The 19,743-nt window shown below is 46.6% G+C and carries 17 protein-coding genes; 10 read left to right on the top strand and 7 right to left on the bottom strand.

Translation table 11 applies throughout. The annotated features are described in order from the left end of the window. The first annotated feature begins 16 nt into the window (after positions 1–16). The 10 genes from glgP (at position 17) to H9626_RS03655 (ending at position 12,362) form a co-directional block, all read left to right on the top strand. The gene (gene glgP / locus H9626_RS03700; protein WP_178256967.1) at positions 17–2,587 is read left to right on the top strand and encodes an alpha-glucan family phosphorylase; all 2,571 of its coding nucleotides are present in this window, start codon (positions 17–19) and stop codon (positions 2,585–2,587) included. A 193-nt stretch (positions 2,588–2,780) separates the two neighbouring features. Next, positions 2,781–3,458: a response regulator transcription factor gene (locus H9626_RS03695; RefSeq protein WP_191709614.1), complete on the top strand. Its 678-nt coding sequence runs from the start codon at positions 2,781–2,783 to the stop codon at positions 3,456–3,458. Beyond that, positions 3,455–4,726 (top strand): sensor histidine kinase, encoded by a 1,272-nt coding sequence (locus H9626_RS03690; protein WP_191709613.1) that lies wholly within the window; start codon positions 3,455–3,457, stop codon positions 4,724–4,726. Before H9626_RS03695 ends, H9626_RS03690 begins: the two co-directional genes overlap by 4 nt. A 157-nt stretch (positions 4,727–4,883) precedes the next feature. Beyond that, positions 4,884–5,630, top strand: coding sequence for a type II restriction enzyme NmeDI-related protein (locus H9626_RS03685; RefSeq protein ID WP_178256970.1), 747 nt, complete (start codon positions 4,884–4,886; stop codon positions 5,628–5,630). A 296-nt stretch (positions 5,631–5,926) separates the two neighbouring features. Continuing rightward, positions 5,927–6,364 (top strand): PepSY-like domain-containing protein, encoded by a 438-nt coding sequence (locus H9626_RS03680; RefSeq protein ID WP_191709612.1) that lies wholly within the window; start codon positions 5,927–5,929, stop codon positions 6,362–6,364. Between the two features lie 163 nt (positions 6,365–6,527). Continuing rightward, the gene (gene ileS, locus H9626_RS03675) at positions 6,528–10,016 is read left to right on the top strand and encodes an isoleucine--tRNA ligase (RefSeq protein WP_191709611.1); all 3,489 of its coding nucleotides are present in this window, start codon (positions 6,528–6,530) and stop codon (positions 10,014–10,016) included. A gap of 86 nt (positions 10,017–10,102) precedes the next feature. Then, positions 10,103–10,483 carry a TraR/DksA family transcriptional regulator gene (locus H9626_RS03670; protein ID WP_178256973.1) on the top strand — a complete coding sequence of 127 codons (381 nt, stop codon included), beginning with the start codon at positions 10,103–10,105 and terminating at the stop codon, positions 10,481–10,483. Positions 10,484–10,541: 58 nt separating this feature from the next. Further along, a complete protein-coding gene (locus H9626_RS03665; RefSeq protein WP_178256974.1) occupies positions 10,542–11,177 on the top strand; it encodes a lipoprotein signal peptidase in 636 nt (211 codons plus the stop codon). Next, a complete protein-coding gene (locus H9626_RS03660; RefSeq protein ID WP_191709610.1) occupies positions 11,164–12,018 on the top strand; it encodes a DUF4296 domain-containing protein in 855 nt (284 codons plus the stop codon). The genes H9626_RS03665 and H9626_RS03660 overlap by 14 nt, the downstream gene beginning before the upstream one ends. Before the next feature lie 2 nt (positions 12,019–12,020). Next, positions 12,021–12,362, top strand: a complete 342-nt coding sequence (locus tag H9626_RS03655) for a hypothetical protein (RefSeq protein ID WP_191709609.1) — start codon at positions 12,021–12,023, stop codon at positions 12,360–12,362. A gap of 453 nt (positions 12,363–12,815) precedes the next feature. Here the strand turns inward: H9626_RS03655 and H9626_RS03650 are convergent, their stop codons facing one another. Genes H9626_RS03650 through H9626_RS03620 form a run of 7 tightly spaced genes read right to left on the bottom strand, consistent with a single transcriptional unit; the run spans position 12,816 to position 19,742 of the window. Beyond that, positions 12,816–13,916, bottom strand: a complete 1,101-nt coding sequence (locus H9626_RS03650; RefSeq protein WP_191709608.1) for a Wzz/FepE/Etk N-terminal domain-containing protein — start codon at positions 13,914–13,916, stop codon at positions 12,816–12,818. A gap of 3 nt (positions 13,917–13,919) precedes the next feature. Next, positions 13,920–14,729, bottom strand: coding sequence for a glycosyltransferase (locus H9626_RS03645; RefSeq protein WP_191709607.1), 810 nt, complete (start codon positions 14,727–14,729; stop codon positions 13,920–13,922). A gap of 1 nt (position 14,730) precedes the next feature. Beyond that, on the bottom strand, positions 14,731–15,768 hold the full coding sequence (locus tag H9626_RS03640) for a glycosyltransferase (RefSeq protein WP_191709606.1): 1,038 nt from the start codon (positions 15,766–15,768) through the stop codon (positions 14,731–14,733). A gap of 1 nt (position 15,769) precedes the next feature. Continuing rightward, on the bottom strand, positions 15,770–16,948 hold the full coding sequence (locus H9626_RS03635) for an O-antigen ligase family protein (protein WP_191709605.1): 1,179 nt from the start codon (positions 16,946–16,948) through the stop codon (positions 15,770–15,772). Then, the gene (locus tag H9626_RS03630; protein WP_191709604.1) at positions 16,945–18,072 is read right to left on the bottom strand and encodes a hypothetical protein; all 1,128 of its coding nucleotides are present in this window, start codon (positions 18,070–18,072) and stop codon (positions 16,945–16,947) included. Before H9626_RS03630 ends, H9626_RS03635 begins: the two co-directional genes overlap by 4 nt. Before the next feature lie 24 nt (positions 18,073–18,096). Then, positions 18,097–19,182, bottom strand: coding sequence for a glycosyltransferase family 4 protein (locus tag H9626_RS03625; RefSeq protein WP_191709603.1), 1,086 nt, complete (start codon positions 19,180–19,182; stop codon positions 18,097–18,099). A 47-nt stretch (positions 19,183–19,229) separates the two neighbouring features. Continuing rightward, positions 19,230–19,742, bottom strand: coding sequence for a 3-deoxy-D-glycero-D-galacto-nonulopyranosonate 9-phosphatase (locus tag H9626_RS03620; RefSeq protein ID WP_191709602.1), 513 nt, complete (start codon positions 19,740–19,742; stop codon positions 19,230–19,232). Position 19,743 lies beyond the last annotated feature (1 nt).

The following is a 19,743-nucleotide window of genomic DNA, read 5'->3' as shown; positions in this document are numbered from 1 at the left end:
ATTTAAAACTTGAGATATGAAAGTCAAAACTAATTATGTGAATGCTCCGGTGTGGAAAGAAGTGAACGTTAAGTCGCGCATTCCGGAATCATTGAAGATGTTGGAAGAAATGGCTCGCAATATCTGGTGGGCTTGGAATGACGAAGCAACTGAAATGTTCAGAGAACTCGACCCCGAACTGTGGTCGTTCGTAAAACAGAATCCGGTTGCGCTGTTGGAACGTTTGAGCTACGAAAAGCTCGAAGCATTGTGTAACAACAAGGAAGTATTAAGCAGAATCAATCATATTTACGATAAGTTTAAAACCTATGTCAACACCAAACCCGACGCCTCTCGGCCGTCGGTAGCTTACTTCTGTATGGAGTACGGTTTGACTCACGTGCTGAAAATCTATTCGGGAGGTCTGGGTATCCTTGCCGGCGACTACCTGAAAGAGGCTTCAGACAGTAACGTGGATATGTGTGGTATCGGTTTCCTGTACCGCTACGGATACTTCGACCAAAGCCTGTCGATGGACGGACAGCAGATTGCAAACTACGAAGCGCAGAACTTCGGAAGCCTGCCCATCGAACGTGTGATGGACGAAAACGGAAGCCCGCTGGTGCTCGACGTTCCTTACCTCAACTACTACGTTCATGCGTATGTATGGAAAGTCAACGTAGGACGTGTGCCTCTCTACTTGCTGGATACCGATAACGAAATGAACAGCGAGTTCGACCGCCCCATCACGTACCAGCTTTACGGAGGCGACTGGGAAAACCGCTTGAAACAGGAAATCCTGCTGGGTATCGGCGGTGTATTGCTGCTGAAACGCCTCGGCATCAAGAAAGACGTTTACCACTGTAACGAGGGACACGCCGCTCTGTGTAACGTACAGCGCTTGTGCGACTACGTGGAAAGCGGAATGTCGTTCGAAGAAGCTCTCGAAGTGGTACGCGCTTCTTCACTCTATACGGTTCACACGCCGGTGCCTGCCGGACACGACTACTTCGACGAAGGGCTGTTCGGAAAATACATGGGCGGATATCCGCAGCGCATGGGCATCAGTTGGCAGGAACTGATGGACTTGGGACGCATCAACCCGGGCGACAACAACGAACGTTTCTGTATGTCGACCTTCGCTTGCAACACCTGTCAGGAAGTAAACGGCGTAAGCTGGCTTCACGGAAAAGTTTCGCAGGAAATGTTTGCAGGCATCTGGAAGGGATACTTCCCCGAAGAAAACCACGTGGGATACGTTACCAACGGCGTTCACTTCCCCACATGGTGTGCATCGGAATGGAAAGCCCTGTACAGCAAGTATTTCGATAAGAACTTCATGGCAGACCAGTCGAACCCCTCTATCTGGGAAAAGATTTACAACGTGCCCGACGAAGAAATCTGGCAAACCCGTATGGCGCTGAAGAATAAGCTGATCAACTACGTGCGCAACCAGTACCGCGATACGTGGCTGAAGAATCAGGGAGACCCCTCGCGCGTGGTTACGCTGATGGATAAAATCAACCCCAACGCGCTGCTCATCGGTTTTGCCCGCCGCTTCGCTACTTATAAGCGTGCACACCTGCTGTTTACCGACCTCGACCGCTTGTCGAAGATTGTAAACAACCCCGACTATCCGGTGCAGTTCCTCTTCGCAGGAAAAGCTCACCCGCACGACGGAGCCGGACAGGGATTGATTAAGAAGATTGTAGAAATCTCTCGCCGTCCGGAGTTCATGGGTAAGATTATCTTCCTCGAAAACTACGATATGAAGCTGGCACGCCGCCTCGTTTCGGGTGTCGACATCTGGATGAACACCCCGACCCGTCCGCTCGAAGCATCGGGTACGTCGGGCGAAAAAGCGCTGATGAACGGTGTGGTAAACTTCTCTGTACTCGACGGATGGTGGCTGGAAGGCTACCGCGAAGGGGCAGGATGGGCGCTTACCGAAAAGCGTACTTACCAGAATCAGGAATACCAAGACCAGCTGGATGCCGCTACCATTTACAGCATCCTCGAAACCGAAATCCTGCCGCTGTATTACGCGCGTAACAAGAAGGGATATTCTGAAGGCTGGGTGAAGACCATCAAGAACTCAATCGCGCAGATTGCTCCTCACTATACGATGAAACGCCAGCTTGACGACTACTACACGAAGTTCTACACCAAAGAAGCAGAACGCTTCCACGCACTGGCTGCCAACAACTTCGAAAAGGTGAAAGAACTGGCTGCATGGCAGGAAGAAGTGGCTGCGAAGTGGGATTCTATCCAAATCGTTTCAATGGATAAATCGCAGGAGCTGCGTCAGGGCAACGTGGAAAGCGGAAAAGATTACACCATTACTTGCGTGGTAGACGAAAAAGGACTGAACGATGCCATCGGTATCGAGCAGGTTATTACTTACACCAGCGTAGAAGGCAAAGAACACATCTACTCGGTTGCGCCGATGAAGATGATCAAGCGCGAAGGCGACCTGTATACGTTCCAAGTAATCAACAGCCTGTCGAACGCCGGCAGCTTCAAGGTGTCTTACCGTATGTTCCCGAAACATCCGTACTTGGCTCACCGTCAGGAGTTCTGCTACGTGCGCTGGTTTAATATGGACTAAAATACTGTCGTGAGACAGATACTTTGCTTTTCATGAATTTTTAATTTTAAATTCACAGTGACAAGCTGCGGTTTCTCCGGTGGGAGGAGCCGCAGCGTTTTTATACCCTCTTGTGTTGGCAAATTGCAGGTATTCGTTTTTTTATTCCACCGGATTTCGTATATTTGCGCATCACCCTAATCATGAAACCGATATGAAGATACTCATAGTAGAAGACGACAACGACCTGCGCGAGATAACCACCCGCTCGCTCGAAAAAGAACGCTACGTGGTGTCGCAGGCTCCCGACTACATGACGGCACTCCGCAAGATAGAGGATTATGATTACGACTGCATCCTGCTCGACATCATGCTGCCCGACGGCAACGGACTCGACCTGCTCGGTGAGCTGCGTGCGCTGGGCAAACGTACGAATGTGATTATCCTCTCGGCAAAAGACTCGTTAGAGGACAAGGTGAAGGGATTAGACCTCGGAGCAGACGATTACCTGCCCAAACCTTACCACCTTGCCGAACTCCATGCCCGCCTGAAAAGCCTCTTCCGACGCAACACGCGCGAAGGAGAACACACCATCCGGTACGGGAACATCGAGCTTGTCCCCGACCTCTTCAAGGTGCTGATAGGAGGGAAGGAAGTGGAGCTGAACCGCAAGGAGTACGACATTCTTTCATACTTCATGCTGCGTCCCGGACGGCTGGTCAACAAGAACACGCTGGCAGAATCGGTGTGGGGCGACCACATCGACCAAGTGGATAACTTCGATTTCATCTACGCCCAGATAAAAAACCTGCGCCGCCACCTGAAAGAAGCGGGAGCCACGCCGGAACTGAAGGCTGTTTACGGAATCGGCTATAAATTTGTGATAGAATGAAGCTCTTCCATCTCGTTATGTGGCGCGTGTCCGCCTTGCTCGTGGCAATCCTCACGGTGTGGGCGGTGTTCTTTTACTGGGCTATCATCGAGGAGGTAAACGATGAGACCGACGACTCGCTGGGCGATTACGCCGAGACGCTCATCATCCGCTGGCTGTCGGGCGAAGAGATGCCCTCGAAAAACAGCGGCTCGAACAACCAGTATTACCTCTACGAAGTGAGCGAAGAATACGCCCGCTCGTATCCCCACATTACGTACCGCGACGAGACGGTGTATATCGAAGAAAAAAAAGAAACCGAGCCGGCACGTGTGCTCATGACCATCTTCCAAACCGATGACGGACGCTACATGGAGCTGGTGGTTTACGCTCCCACCATCGAGAAACTCGACCTGCGGCGCGCCCTCTTGGGGTGGATTGTTTTCCTCTACGTGTTGCTGCTCCTCGCCATCCTTGCCGTCAATGCGTGGGTGTTCCAGCGCAACATGAAACCCCTCTACCGCTTGCTCGACTGGCTGGACCGCTACCGTCTGGGCGGCAAAAACAAACCTCTGACAAATGAAACCTCCATCTCGGAATTCCGTAAGCTAAACGATGCGGCGGTGGTGTTCACCGAGCGCAGCGAGAAAGTGTACGAACAGCAGAAACTTTTCATCGGAAACGCCTCCCACGAGATGCAGACTCCCCTTGCCATCTCCCTCAACCGGCTGGAAATGTTGATGGAAGACGACACGCTTACCGAGAAACAGCTCTCCGAGCTTGCCAAGACCCATCAGACGCTGGAGTCGCTGACGCGCATGAACCGCTCGCTCTTGCTGCTGTGTAAGATAGAGAACCACCAGTTCTCCGACGAGAAAGAAATCTGCCTGAACAAGCTATTCCGCACCTACCTCGACGATTATCAGGAGGTATACGCCTACCGCCACATCCGGGTAGAAGTGACCGAAGCCGCCACTTTCCGCGTAACGATGAGCGAGTCGCTGGCATCGGTGCTGGTAGCCAACCTGCTGAAAAACGCCTTCGTACATGCCGACGAAGGTGGCGAGATAACCGTCTCCTTTACCGCGGCCTCCTTCGAAATCAGCAATACGGGCGAACATCCGCTTGACGATAAACGCATCTTCGAACGCTTTTATCAGGGCAGCAAGAAAGAAGGTTCCACGGGACTGGGACTGGCTCTGGTCGACTCCGTATGTAAGGCGAGCCATCTGTCAGTAACTTACCGCTATGCCGACGGCAGGCATGTGTTTACCGTATCGCGCAGCTGATTATGCAGGAAACATAAATTACCTCGATAGGAAATTTTAAGCAGCCTCTGAGCCCAAAATTCATATCGTATTTTGTACCTTTGTATTCTATATACATGATGACAAAAGGGAAGACTAACATAGAGCCGTTTGTTAGTTTAATAAGATTAATGCGATTATGAAGCAATATGAAGCGGTTATAGAAACCTTAGATAAGTTAGGCGGAGTTGCTACTTTAAGTGAATTAAATAAGGAAGTTTTTAAGATAAAAGATTGTGAATGGAAAACGAAAACTCCATTTGCAAGTATTCGTCGTATTGTACAGCAGACTAAAGGTATTTATAAAATAAAGCCGGGATTGTACGGGCTTGAAAAGTATAAGAAGCAAATAGAAGACAGAGGTATAATTGTAGAAACCGAAAAGAATAAAGATTCGGATGCTGTTAAGATGTTTAATCATTCTTATTATCAGGGGATTTTATTGATAATAGGGAAGTTTCATAAAATGCAGACATTTATACCAAAACAAGACAAAAATAAAAAATTTTATGATGGAAGGAAGTTGCAAGAACTTTCTACGCTTAATGAGCTGCCGTCTTATTCTTATCCTCAAATAATAAAGCGTAGTTCTACTATTGATACGATATGGTTTAACGAGCGTAATATGCCTCATTCTTTTTTTGAGATTGAACATTCTACTGATATTCAGAACTCGTTGTTAAAGTTCAATGATTTGCAAGATTTTTATGTAAGAATGACTATTGTTGCAGATATAAAGAGAAAACCTGAATTTGAGGATAAAATGCGTTTTCATGCTTTTGATGAGTTACGTTTGAATAAACGCGTTTCCTTTTTAAGCTATGATACGCTTATTAAGCAATACGAAATGGAATTGGAGAAACAATCATTTGACTTTATACTTTAAAAGAATCATGGAATGAATATGTCATTTGTGTTGCCGTTGAGTCCCTAAAAAACATTGCGGTAGCATCGTTTATTACGTGCGGATGAGTTGACCGGTTCTATTCGTAGGATCGACCGGTTCTACTGTTAGCGTTTTCAGTTTTCTAATTGATTAAAAAACAAACGCATTGGCATCGTTGTTAATTATCACGCACCCCATTATCCAGATTTTCGATGCTCATTTCAAATTCTTTTCAGATTCGTTTCCCATCTTTGCAGTAGCGAAACGATTATCCCACTTTTTAAAATGTATGAATCATGAAGAAATTATTCCTTTTGCTTGTATGCGTGTTTACGTTTTCGACTGCCGCACTTGCCGACAGCGACAAGCCCATCCAGATAGGACAGTTGCCCACACCGGCGCAGACTTTCATCACCACCCATTTCAGTAAGCACAAAGTGGCGCTGGCTAAAATGGAAAGCGATATGCTCTCGAAAAACTACGAGGTGATATTTACCAATGGCGACAAGGTGGAGTTCGACCGCACCGGGGGATGGACGGAGGTGAAATGTACACGGAACCCCGTGCCGGAGGCAATCGTGCCCGCAGCCATACGCGATTACGTGAAGACGAACTATCCCGACGCCGAGATTCTGAAGATAGAACGAAGCAAGAAAGAATACGAAGTGAAGCTCTCTAACCGCTGGGAAATCAAGTTCAACAATCAGATGCAGGTTATCGACATCGACGACTGATGGAAACCATTTTTAAGTGTTGTTAATGAGAATACTATCTCAAATGTTTTACTCTTATTCTTTTTTCTTATAAATTTGCACCCTAAATTTGGGGAGGTTATTTCCTCCCCGCCGAATGTGCAAGTTTTAGGAAATAATAAAAGAAAAACAAGAGAGATAGATTATGAGTAAGAAATTTACCGAATATTCGCAGCTCAACCTGTCGGAAGTAAACAAGGAAGTGCTGAAAAAATGGGATGAGAACGATGTCTTCTCCCGCAGTATGACGGAACGCGAGGGCTGTCCTTCGTTTGTATTCTACGAGGGACCTCCTTCGGCAAACGGTATGCCGGGCATTCATCACGTGATGGCGCGTACCATTAAAGATACTTTCTGCCGATTTAAAACCATGAAGGGATATCAGGTGAAGCGGAAAGCGGGATGGGATACCCACGGGCTGCCCGTCGAACTGGGGGTTGAGAAGGCATTGGGAATTACCAAAGAGGATATCGGTAAAACCATCTCGGTGGCAGAGTATAACCGCCACTGCCGCACGGATGTGATGAAATTCACCAAAGAGTGGACCGACCTTACTCACAAGATGGGTTACTGGGTAGATCTCGATAACCCTTACATCACTTACGATAACCGATACATCGAAACCCTGTGGTGGCTGCTCAAACAGCTCTACGCGAAAGGATTGCTGTATAAAGGATATACCATTCAGCCTTATTCGCCCGCTGCCGGAACGGGACTCAGCTCGCACGAGCTGAACCAGCCCGGATGTTACCGCGACGTGAAAGACCTAACCGTGGTGGCTCAGTTTAAGATGAAAAATCCCAAACCCGAAATGACGGGGTGGGGGACGCCTTACTTCGTGGCGTGGACCACTACGCCGTGGACGCTCCCCTCGAATACCGCCCTCTGCGTAGGACCGAAATATACCTACGTGGCAGTGCGCACCTACAACGCTTATTCGGGCGAGAAGATGACCGTGGTGCTTGCCGAAGACCTGCTCTATACTCACTTCAACAAGAAGGCGGAAGGCATCGCGCTGGCCGACTACAAGCCGGGCGACAAGCTGATTCCCTTCGAGATAGTGGGACGCTACAAGGGTACCGACCTCGTGGGAATGGAGTACGAACAGCTCATCCCGTGGGTGAAACCCGTTGAGGCAGCCGAAGACGGCACGTGGCACGAGGCATCTGCCAAAGCGTTCCGCGTCATCCCCGGCGATTACGTGACCACCGAAGACGGTACGGGTATCGTTCACATCGCGCCCACCTTCGGAGCCGACGACGCTTTCGTGGCACGCGCGGCAGGCATCCCCTCGCTGTTCATGATTACCAAGAAAGGAGAAACCCGCCCGATGGTAGACCTCACGGGTAAGTTCTTCCTGATGAGCGAGCTGGACGAAACATTCGTCAGCACCTGCATCGACGTGGAAAAATACAAGGAATACGAAGGACGCTGGGTGAAAAACGCTTACGACCCCCAGTTCACCATCGACGGAAAATACGACGAAAAGGCGGCTCAGGCAGCCGAATCGCTCGACGTGTACCTCTGCATGATGCTCAAGCAGCAAGGCTTGGCGTTCAAGACCGAGAAACACGTGCATAACTATCCGCACTGCTGGCGCACCGACAAGCCCGTGCTTTACTATCCGCTCGACAGTTGGTTCATCCGCTCTACCGCCTGCAAGGAACGCATGATGGAGCTGAACAAAACCATCAACTGGAAACCTGAATCGACCGGCACAGGACGCTTCGGCAAGTGGCTTGAAAACCTCAACGACTGGAACTTGAGCCGTTCGCGCTACTGGGGTACGCCGTTACCCGTATGGCGCAGCGAAGACGGAGAGGAAAAATGTATCGGCTCGCTTGAAGAACTCTATGCGGAAGTGGAGAAGGCTGTTACCGCAGGCGTCATGGAGTGCAACCCATACAAAAAAGCAGGGTTCGTGCCGGGCGTATATACGAAAGAAAACTATGACCTCATCGACCTCCACCGCCCCTACGTGGATGACATCATCCTCGTTTCGCCGAGCGGAAAACCGATGAAGCGCGAAACCGACCTGATTGACGTGTGGTTCGACTCCGGCTCGATGCCTTACGCCCAACTGCATTACCCGTTCGAAAACAAAGAGCTGATAGACAGCCGTTCATACTATCCCGCCGACTTCATCGCCGAGGGAGTAGACCAGACCCGCGGATGGTTCTTCACGCTCCATGCCATCGCCACGATGGTGTTCGACAGCGTGGCGTTTAAAAACGTGGTGTCAAACGGACTCGTGCTCGACAAAAACGGAAACAAGATGTCGAAACGATTGGGCAACGCCGTCGACCCCTTCGGAGCCATCGAGAAATTCGGTTCCGACCCCCTGCGCTGGTACATGATAACCAACTCCTCGCCGTGGGACAACCTGAAGTTCGATACCGACGGAGTAGACGAAGTGCGCCGCAAATTCTTCGGCACGCTGTATAACACTTACTCGTTCTTCGCCCTCTATGCCAACGTCGACGGATTTACCTACGCCGAACCCGAAGTACCCGTAAGCGAACGTCCCGAAATCGACCGCTGGATACTCTCGCTGCTCAACTCGCTGGTAAAAGATGTTGACGCTTGTTACACCGACTACGAACCCACGAAGGCAGGACGACTGATTACCGATTTCGTAAACGACAATCTCAGCAACTGGTACGTGCGCCTGAACCGCAAACGCTTCTGGGGCAGCTCGATGTCGGCCGATAAGCTCTCGGCATACCAGACGCTGTACGTATGCTTGGAAACCGTGGCACGCCTCATGGCGCCCATCGCACCGTTCTACGCCGACCGCCTGTACATGGACCTCACCTCGGTAACCGGACGCGACAACGTGGTGTCTGTACACTTGGCAAACTTCCCCGTGGCAGACGAGTCGCTCATCGACAAAGAATTAGAGGCACGTATGCAGATGGCACAAGACGTTACCTCGATGGTGCTCGCCCTGCGCCGCAAGGTGAACATCAAGGTGCGCCAACCCCTGCAATGTATCATGGTGCCGGTGGTAGACGAGGAGCAACGCCGCCACATCGAAGCCGTGAAAGACTTGATAATGAGCGAAGTAAATGTGAAAGAACTCCGCTTCGTGGAAGGCGATTCGGGCGTGCTGGTAAAACGTGTGAAGTGCGACTTCAAGAAGCTCGGACCTAAGTTCGGCAAGCAGATGAAAGCCGTGGCAGCCGCCGTGTCGGGAATGACGCAAGAAGAAATCGCACGCTTGGAGCGTGAAGGCAGCTACACGTTCATCCTCGACGGTGCGGAAGCTGTGGTCGAAGCCGCCGACGTCGACATCTTCAGCGAAGACATCCCCGGATGGCTCGTGGCAAACGAAGGCCGCCTCACCGTGGCGCTCGAAGTTACCGTAACCGACGAGCTTCGCCGCGAAGGTATCGCCCGCGAACTGGTAAACCGCATCCAGAACATCCGTAAGAGCAGCGGTTTCGAAATAACCGACAAGATAGACATTGTTTTGTCGAAAAATCCGAACACCGATGATGCGGTAACCGAATATAATACGTATATTTGCAACCAAGTATTGGCAAACTCGTTGACGCTTGCCGACGAAGTGGCGGATGCCACCGAGCTGAGCTTCGACGACTATTCGCTGATGATAAAGGTAACCAAATTGTGAGAAAAGAACACATCCGTCTCTGCGTCCTCGTGCTGAGGACGCGGAAGACCGGATACTATTAATTAACTTTTTAAAACTTAAAAACTATGGCTGAAAAAACGAGATATTCGGATGCCGAACTCGAGGAGTTCCGCGCCATTATCATGGAAAAACTTCAGCTCGCCGAGCGCGACTATGAGAAATTAAAAAGTAGTATCATGAACACCGACGGAAACGATACCGACGATACTTCGCCCACCTACAAGGTGCTTGAAGAAGGCGCCAACACGCTTTCGAAAGAAGAAACCACCCGTCTGGCATCCCGTCAGTTGAAATTCATCCAGAACCTGCGTGCGGCACTGGTGCGCATCGAGAACAAAACGTACGGAATCTGCCGTGAAACCGGCAAGCTGATTCCTGCCGAACGCCTCCGGGCGGTTCCTCACGCTACGTTGAGCATCGAAGCAAAACAGGCCGGAAAGAAATAATTAAACAAGTAAAAAAAAGAAGGGGAGGCGGTGTGTCTCCCCGTTTCAATACCTGCGTATGAAGAAATGGCTCACTCAGGGGCGGCTGGCTGCCCTGATTGTTTTTTTGGTATTAGTGATTGATCAGGTAATCAAGATTGCGGTGAAAACCAACATGGCGCTCCACGAAAACATCCGCGTCACCGACTGGTTTTACATCTATTTCACCGAAAACCCCGGCATGGCGTTCGGTTTGGAGATATTCGCCAAACTGTTTCTCACGCTGTTCCGCATCGTGGCTGTAATCCTCATCACATGGTATCTGGTTTCAATCGTGCGCCGCAAGGAACGCCGCGTGGCAAACGGATACGTGGTCTGCCTCGCGCTGATACTCGCCGGAGCCGTGGGAAACATCATCGACTGTGTGTTCTACGGCGAAATATTCTCAGAGAGCACTCCCTTTCAGGTGGCTACGTGGACTCCCATCGGAGAAGGCTATGCCGACTGGCTTCACGGAAAGGTGGTCGACATGTTCTACTTCCCGATTATCGACACCTACTGGCCGCAGTGGATGCCGTGGGTGGGTGGCGACCATTTCATCTTCTTCAGCCCGATATTCAACTTTGCCGATGCCTCAATCAGTTGCGGCATCATCGCCCTGCTGATATTTTACAGCCGTTACCTGAACACCAAAGAAGAGCATGAAAAAAAGTAAGAGATACGCAAGTTGGCTTGTGGCAGCAGCCGTGACAGGCGCACTGGCGGGATGTGGAAAGCAGATTCCGTCCGACATCATCCAGCCTGCCGAAATGGAAAATCTGTTGTACGATTACCACCTCGGCACCACGCTGCAAGGCGAATTGCCCCATACCGAAAGTTACAAGAAGGAGGCTTACGCGGAGTATGTGTTCCGCAAACACGGCGTGACCGAGGCAGAGTTCGACTCGTCGATGGTGTGGTACTCGCGTCACGGTGAGGAGTTGGCTGCCATCTACGACAATCTGCTGAAACGCTTCGAGGCCGACGGAAAACAGGTGCGCAAGTTTGCCGACCGGCGCAGCGGGCAGACCTCGCTTACGCTCTTCCGCGACACGGTAGACATGCCTTCGCTTTACTGGCTCTCATCGTCTGAACTGACCAATAAGGTGACTTTCGAACTGCGTGCCGACACCTCGTTCAGGCCTCACGACGGCATGACGTGGGAGGCGAATTTCCTTTTCATGCCTCAAGCCCGCCAAAAAGCCAAAGCGGTGATGGGACTGAACTTTACCTTCGACAACGACAGCACGCAAGGCATTACGCGCGTCATCACCTCGTCGGGGACGCAGCGCCTCACGCTCCGTGCCGACTCGGCGTATAAGTTTAAAACCATCAACGGATTTATTTATTACGATTCCGACCTCGCCTCAGAGGGCAGCGTGCTGATAAACGGCATCAGCCTGACGCGCAACCACAACGGCAGTGCTTCGGTAGCCCCGGCATCGAAACCTGCCGACGACGAAGCGGAAGCTCCCGAAGTGAAAAACCGCAAAGTGCGCACCGCCTCACCCCGATGATCATGAAGCGATTTGCCGCCCGCCGCATCTATCTGTCGAGCGAACAGAGAATGCTCGACCTCCACGTGGTAGAGCTTGACGACAGCGGCATCGTGCGTACCGTCTTTCCCCTGCGTGAAGAAATCAGTCACACCGAGTGGGTGAGCGGCATCATCGTCATCGCCCCCGGTTTTCCCCCGCGCCGTCCCGAAGAACCCTTTTCCGGTTACGCCGACCGCCTCCGCAGCCAGCCCGCCGCACCGCTGCACGCCGTCCGCATCGCTCCCTTCAACCTCTCCGCCACGGAGTTCACCCCCCACAGCCGCGTTATCCCTCTTTTCTCACCACCGATTACACGGATATAATGCTGTGTGGGAATTTTCACCACAGATTACACAGATTAAATAAATTATTATTTTGCGTATGGAAATGTTTTTTAACACAGATTACACAGATTTTCGTAGATGGAAAAAAATAAAATTATCACTCCGTGTAAATCCGCGCTAATCCGCGTTTCAAATATACACCACAGATTACACAGATTTCCGCAGATGGAAAAAAATAAAATTATTACTCCGCGTAAATCCGCGCTAATCCGCGTTTCAAGCATACACCGCCGATTACACAGATTTTCGCAGATGAAGAAAAAATAAAATTATTACTCCGCGTAAATCCGCGCTAATCCGCGTTTCAAATATACACCGCCGATTACACAGATTTCCGCAGATGAAAAAGAAATAAAATTATTTACTCCGCGTAAATCCGCGTGAATCCGCGTTTCAAAAAATAATAATCTGTGTAATCTGTGGTGAAAAAAACTACCCGCGGATTCCTTTTTTCACATCCTCCCACAGCTCTTTGCCGAAGAGAATCCACGCCCCGCTGCCTACCACGGCGAGGAACACAAACCCGATGAGAATGATTACCTTGCGCGGAGCCGATGGCTTGAGCGGCACACTGGCAGGCTCTACCACGGCAAATACCGGCTTGTCTTCCTGAATCTTCGCGCGGAACACCTCCAACTGCGTGGCAGCCTGCTGGAACAACTGGTAAGCAAGGTCGTACTGATCTTTCATCCGCTCCTGCTCAATCTTTGCCGACTGAAGCGTTATCTTCTGGTTCCGGTCGACATACCGCGCATACTCCTGCTGCAAGCTGTAAAACTCCGCCTTCGCCTTGTTATAGATAACCTCCTGATAGTTAAAGTCCTCGGTAGCCTTCCGCGTGCGGTAGTCGGCAATGTACTGTTGCAACTTGTTTACCACGCTGTCAGCCACCACCGCCGTCACCACAGGGTCTTGCAGCGTAACCGTGATGGTGGTAATCCCCGTAGTCTTGTCGGCTTCCGCTTTCATCGATTCTTTAATCAACATCAGGCTCTTTTCCTCCTTGCGCGTCAGGTGGAACGGGTCGGGCGCGATACGTTCCTCCTCTTCCTTATCGCTGAACAACGACATCACTCCCCCGATAGCCTTTCCCGGAAGCGCGAAAACATACCCCCACCACGGTTTGCTTTGCTCCTCCACAAACTGGTGCAACGCCACGGTGGTATCACTCTTTTCCGGTTTTACCTGCATGGAGTACAGCTCCAGCGCAAACGGCGTCGACGCTATGATTTCCGGGAAAAGCGATACGTTCAGCGCGTCGGCATCGGCAATGGTGGCATTTCCTAACCCCAGCATCGAAGCCATCCCCATCAGACTGCTTCCTCCTGTCTTTCCCGATTCAGGCGAGAGCGTGACCGACACGGTGTACTCCCTCGGCAGGCTGAATGCCACCACTAATCCTATCAGTGCGCCATATCCCGCCGCCTTGCAGATTTGTTTCTTCTTTCTCCACAGTTTTCCTACCAGCTCCAGCAGGTCGATTTCCTGTTCCTTCCCGTTCTCGGTTTGCGTATTGTTGATGTTCTGTTCCATAATTTATTTTCTGAGCAAATGTTTATAAATGAAACCACGTATATTGTTAGGCATCAGTCTGACCACCAGCCGTATAGCCACATTCTGGCAAAACACGGGTGTCGAGATAAAGCCTATTTCTCTCATATAGTTTAACAAATTAATCTCCTTTTTCACGTACTCCCATCCGCCCCTGCGTTTGAACGTGTCGGGCGAAGTGCGGAAGTACAACACACTTTCAGGCAGGTTATAGAAACGGCATCCGCGTGCCAACATCCTCACCCACAGCCCGTAATCCTCATACATCGGAATAGGCGGATAGCCCCCTGCCTCTAAGACCTTTTCCTTACGGAACACGGTAGCGGGGTGATTTACCGGACACCGCTTGCGGGCATACCTCAGGATTTCCGGATGCAGCTCAGGCAGTTTTTTCACCGACACCACCCGGCTCGTATCCTCGTAAAACTCCTCAATCCACGCGCTGCACACGTCCACTTCGGGATGCTCCGCAAACACCCTGATTTGCTTCTCAAACCGCTCCGGCTTGGCGATGTCATCGGTATCCATTCGTGCCACGAGCGAGAAAGAACAATGCTTCAGCCCCTCGTTGAGCGCACAGCCCAATCCCCGATTCTGCGGCAACGCCACCACCTTCAGTTCCGGGTGTAGCTGCACATATTCGTCAATCGTGCGGTCGAGTTCGTCGGTGAGCGGACCATCCTTCACCAACACGATTTCATCGGGCATTAAAGTTTGTGTGAATAAGCTGTCGAGGCATTCTCGGAGGTAAGCCGGCTGTTCTTTTTTATAGACGGATAAAAGAACGGAAAACATGTTATAAGTTTTGATAGATTTTTAGATAATTTGTATAGAAATGTTCTGGAGAATAGGAGCTTATATACTTTTGATAAACTTGTACTCCTTTATTATTCGATGTCGATATTTCTTTTATGCTTTTGATAAGTGACTCTAAGTTATCTACTTCAAAAAAGGAGACTTCCTTTTCTGAATATAGTTCTCGAAATATCGGGATGTCAGAACATATAATGTTCTTTTTGAAAATAGCAGCTTCTAATACGGCTAATGAGAATCCTTCATTTCGGCTTGGCATGGCATAAATATCGTAATAGGGGAGATATTTATAAGCATTTTCTTGATATCCGGCAAAATAACAGCGGTCTGCCACTCCTAAATCATGAGATAATTGGATAAGTTGGCTTTTAATATTACCATCCCCTATGATATATAGTTTATAATCAGGAATGTATGGCAGACATTTTATCAGTTGGTCAATACCTTTTATCGGGCTAAGCATGGCATTAACTCCGATTAATAAGCTGTCTTTTTTAAAGTCTGATAAATTCTTTATTTTTGTATCAGGTAGAGGAGAAAGGTCGGTTATTTCGCGCGTGTTATATACCCAATATAACTTTTTAGGACTGAACCATTTCTGATAATAGTGAGTTGCATTTTTACTTAAAGTTACTATTTTATCTTGTCTTTTTAAGCAATGCAACCAGATTCTCCCTACTGTGTGTGCGATGAATTTATTATATTGTGAACTTAAATCCGGTAATATGTAACTGTGTATGGTGCTTATATACAATGTATTATCTTTGGGTGGTTTGTGGTAATAAATATATAAATCGGGTCTGAATCCGTGAGTATGTACTACATCGTATTGTTTAAATTGAATTTTTGCGTAAAAAGAAGGGATATGTATTGTTTCACAGGGAAATTCTAATGTGCCTCCTTCATCGAAATAATATACAGTGCAATGATGATTGTGCTTAGTCATTTGCTTTACAAGCTCTTGCACTATCATGATGGGGGCTTTGTTTGCCAATTTAGGTACTATATAAGCTATTTTCATACTAAAAAATCAAATCTCGATTATTGTCTAAAAGATGTCCGATGAATAATGGAATTAATATGTGAATTGAAATCAAGGTGCAGCCGAAGTATGGTTGTGTCAGTCCCCATGAAATCAGATAAATAAGGAAAGCATTAAAATAAAATCCTGAATATCTGAATATAAGTATCAGCAATATGGAGAATGTAACGAAAACAAATATTCCGTAGCTGGCAATAGTGGCTAAAGCGAAATTATGTGCAGGTGCTCCTTTAGGAAATCCTTTGGAGAAATAAAGAGCCTCTTCGCCAACGCCCCAGAAAAAGTTCTTTTCAATTATTTTGATGATACCGCTCCATAATTCTATTCGGTCATCATTATCAGAAACATCTCTTGTTACAAGTGAAGAATTTGTTAAAATAAAGTAAACGAGTGTCCCCATGATAAATAGGATGCACAGAAAAGCTATTTTCTTTTTGATGGAAATCTTTTTATGAAATAGGAAAATGTAAGTAACTGTTATGGCTATACTTAGTATTGCAGTACGGCAAACGGATAATATTAATCCTATGCTTAATAAAACGCAGAGTAAAGTTTTAAGCGAAGGCTTCATTTTCCATATTAGTGTACAGATAAAAGCTACTCCTAAAAAAATTCCGTAAAAATTTCTGTGTTGGGCGAATCCTCCAAAAGTCAATATTTGTCCTTCGGGTCCGGTCATGAATAAGAGTTTAGTATCTAAAGGAGCCACGGCATAATAAAATATGGGAATTATGCACCATGCGAGTAAAGCATAAAACGCTCTTTTAAGATGCTTGGGAGGAAATCTATATTGCTTTAAAGTATCGTATAAAACCCAGTAAGATAGTGGAATACCCACTATGGCAAGTGCGCCGGATTTTAAACCGTTTAGCACGATTGAAGTAGTAAATAATATGTGAAGTATGTATATTGTAAAAAATATAGGCGGATTATATACTTTCTTTTGAATACATAGTATAAGGAATGAAAATGAAATAGTAACGAATAAGCTCCCTAATTGCCATATTTTCATGAATGATTCGTATGATATAAAGCGAAGGATAAAAGATCCTTGCCATGCAGGGCATAATCCTAAAAGGAGGTCGAAATAAAATATTGCTAATAATAATTTATAGACGTATGGATTAGCCCTTTCATAATTGACAGGAGTAAAAATCATAATGATTCAAATGAATGGGTCAGTATATCTATATTTTTCCTGTTTTCTATCTCTTTGTCTGTAAGGTACGTATAAATGTAATTCAGTCTTTTTTGCTGTGCTACGTTTGTAAAAGTTATATCTTCCCAATTACATTCATCAATATTAAAGACTTTCATACCCAGAATTTGTGCTAACATTCGTAAACGTCTCCTGCGTAATTGATACATTTCGTAGCCTCTGGTTGTTATGAATATGAGAGGTTTATCAACCAGTGTTACCCATGAAATAGTATTACAGAGCTGTAAAATGATTTTGTCTGCAAAAAAGACTAAATCTTTTGTCTTATATTTTATGATTTGTCTGCCTCCAAAGGTATCGGCTGGATAATCAGACTTAGGATGTGCTGCTATAACTACAGGCATTTGATATTTTTGCTCTAAAAAAGCAAAGAATTTTTTTAGTGATTCATGATATTCTTCAGGAGAAGCATGTGAATTGTATTTATAAATAAACTTATCATCGGGATGATAACCGAAATAGGTGTCGATGAACAAGATGTATTTTCCACTGACAGCGGGAGTTGTCGGCGAGTATTTGAGTTCTTCGTAATCGGGGTGATTGATTTTATCTGTGCGATTTACTTTAGATAGAGCGGAAGATGAATAATAACGCTTAAAAGGCTGTATGTGATATTTCTTCGTGTAGAAGTTATATAAAATGCTTTTAGTTTTTTCCTTAATGATATGTACCAACTGTTTGCTGAATAGCTTGGATAACTGTTTCCATTTAGAGATATATAAATAAGTGTTGGCATACATATCAATCCTGACGTATATACATTCTTTATCTGAAAGAACCCTGAATAAATGTCTTGTGTTCCACCCTTGAGGAAAATCAAGTATAAATATGGAGTTTTCAACATTTAAGTTGTCTATTGATGCTGAAAGGGTTTCTATGTTTGGGATGTATTTAATATGTTCGTCTTGTAATTCATCTTTAAGTTTTATTCCGGGATGTAGGTATTGAGAAATATCCCAAAATTCAATGTTTGTATATCCTGCATTGATAAATTCGTCAATGTAACAGTTTCTTCTGATTTGGGGAGTCAAAGGAGCTTGACTGAGGATAATGAGTTGTTTCATTTTTTTGATAGACAATTAAAATAACTAATTCTTTTGTAGCTCATTGAATAAGCTGATCCATTGGTTTATGATGCGTTCTTTCGAGAAGTATTTTGCTCTTTCTATGGCTGCTGCCGAGAGAGATTCTCTGAAAGATTCATCGTTTATGAATTTTGTTATGGCTTCCGAGTAGGCAATGATATCACCGTTATTTACTAATATGCCATTTACGTTATTTGTGATTATGTCTTGTGGACCGCATGGATAATTGAAAGCTATCGGAGGAACACCGTATGACATGGCTTCAATTAAAACCATGCTAAGACCTTCAAATCGTGATGGTGAAAGTATGCCTTTGCTTTCCATATAGACTTGATTAATGTTTGAGGTTGCCGGATAAATGTGTATAACGTCCGACAGCTTTTTTTCTTGTATTAAACGTTCCAAGTCTTGTTTAAGTTCTCCGTTTCCATAAATGTGTATTTCCCATCCTTTTAATAGGTCTTTAATCAAGGCACAAGCATTGATTAGTCGGTCATATCCTTTTTGGTAAGCAAGTCTGCCTACTGATATTAAGATGTTTTTACGTTTTTCTTTTTGAATGGCATTTACGGGTGGAAGGGTGATAAAATTAGGGATAGTTATAATGTTGTTCAGTCCCTTCCAATGGCTTTTATCTTCTTGGGTAAGAACGATGAATTTGTCATAATAGGCAGCTTTTTTTTCTTCCTGTCTGCTTCTGTAATAATCTATCATTTTCCATAATAGATTACGTTTATACATCATTCTGTAATTCTTGGCAAAATGAATTTCTAATATCTTTTTGCTTTTGTCTTTTATTTTGTAAAGGAATAGAAATTCATTTCCCATAGTTGAAATGGTAATATCAGGTTCTATCCGAAAGAGTAAATCAGATAATTTCTTTCTGTGTTTTCTTTTTTTTCGGTTATAAGTTATCAGTTTGGAGAAAAAACTACTGTTTTCTGTATAATTGATTCCTAAGTCATAGTGAACAACCTTTGGAGCGAGTTGGTAAAAAACGGGTCGGTTTTGTTGTTCTGCTGTGATTATGAAAACCTTGTGTCCTTTTTCAGACAAGGCGTTAGCCTTTTCTGTAATGATTCTTTCCATCCCTGCCGAGTTATATAGGGAATGAATGCAATATACTATTTTCATTTTCAATGAATATTACTTATATACACATTCAGAATTTCTTGCGGGCTTTTTCCCTCCAATATGATGCGTTCTACAAATTCTCTGAAAACACCTTCTCCGCCTTTTTTCTGTAACGGGACGGTTGCCAAAGTGCGTATATATTCGGGGGCACTGGCGGGAACTCCGGCAAATCCGGCACATTTCAAGACGGCGATATCATTGATATCGTCGCCTATGTATGCTATGTCGGACAAGGAAATGTTCAGTTGCTTTGCTATACTTTCCACCACCTCTAATTTGTTTTTTACCCCCTGAAACAGATAATCCACTTTTAGTTTTTTCGCTCTCCGGTTTACTATTTCCGTATCTTCGCCGGTGATGATGCCTACCGGGATGCCGAATTTATGTGCCAACAGAACGCCGGCACTGTCATACGTATGAAACTTTTTCCATTCGTTTCCCGTCTGGTCGTAATACATTCCGCCGTCAGTCCATACGCCGTCTATGTCTGTCAATATCAGTTTGGGTAGTTTCATA

It is taken from the genome of Phocaeicola faecium (assembly GCF_014837055.1).
Classification (GTDB): domain Bacteria; phylum Bacteroidota; class Bacteroidia; order Bacteroidales; family Bacteroidaceae; genus Phocaeicola; species Phocaeicola gallinarum.
Note: the sequence above shows the minus strand (reverse complement) of the source record. Positions and strands in the feature narration are given on the sequence as shown.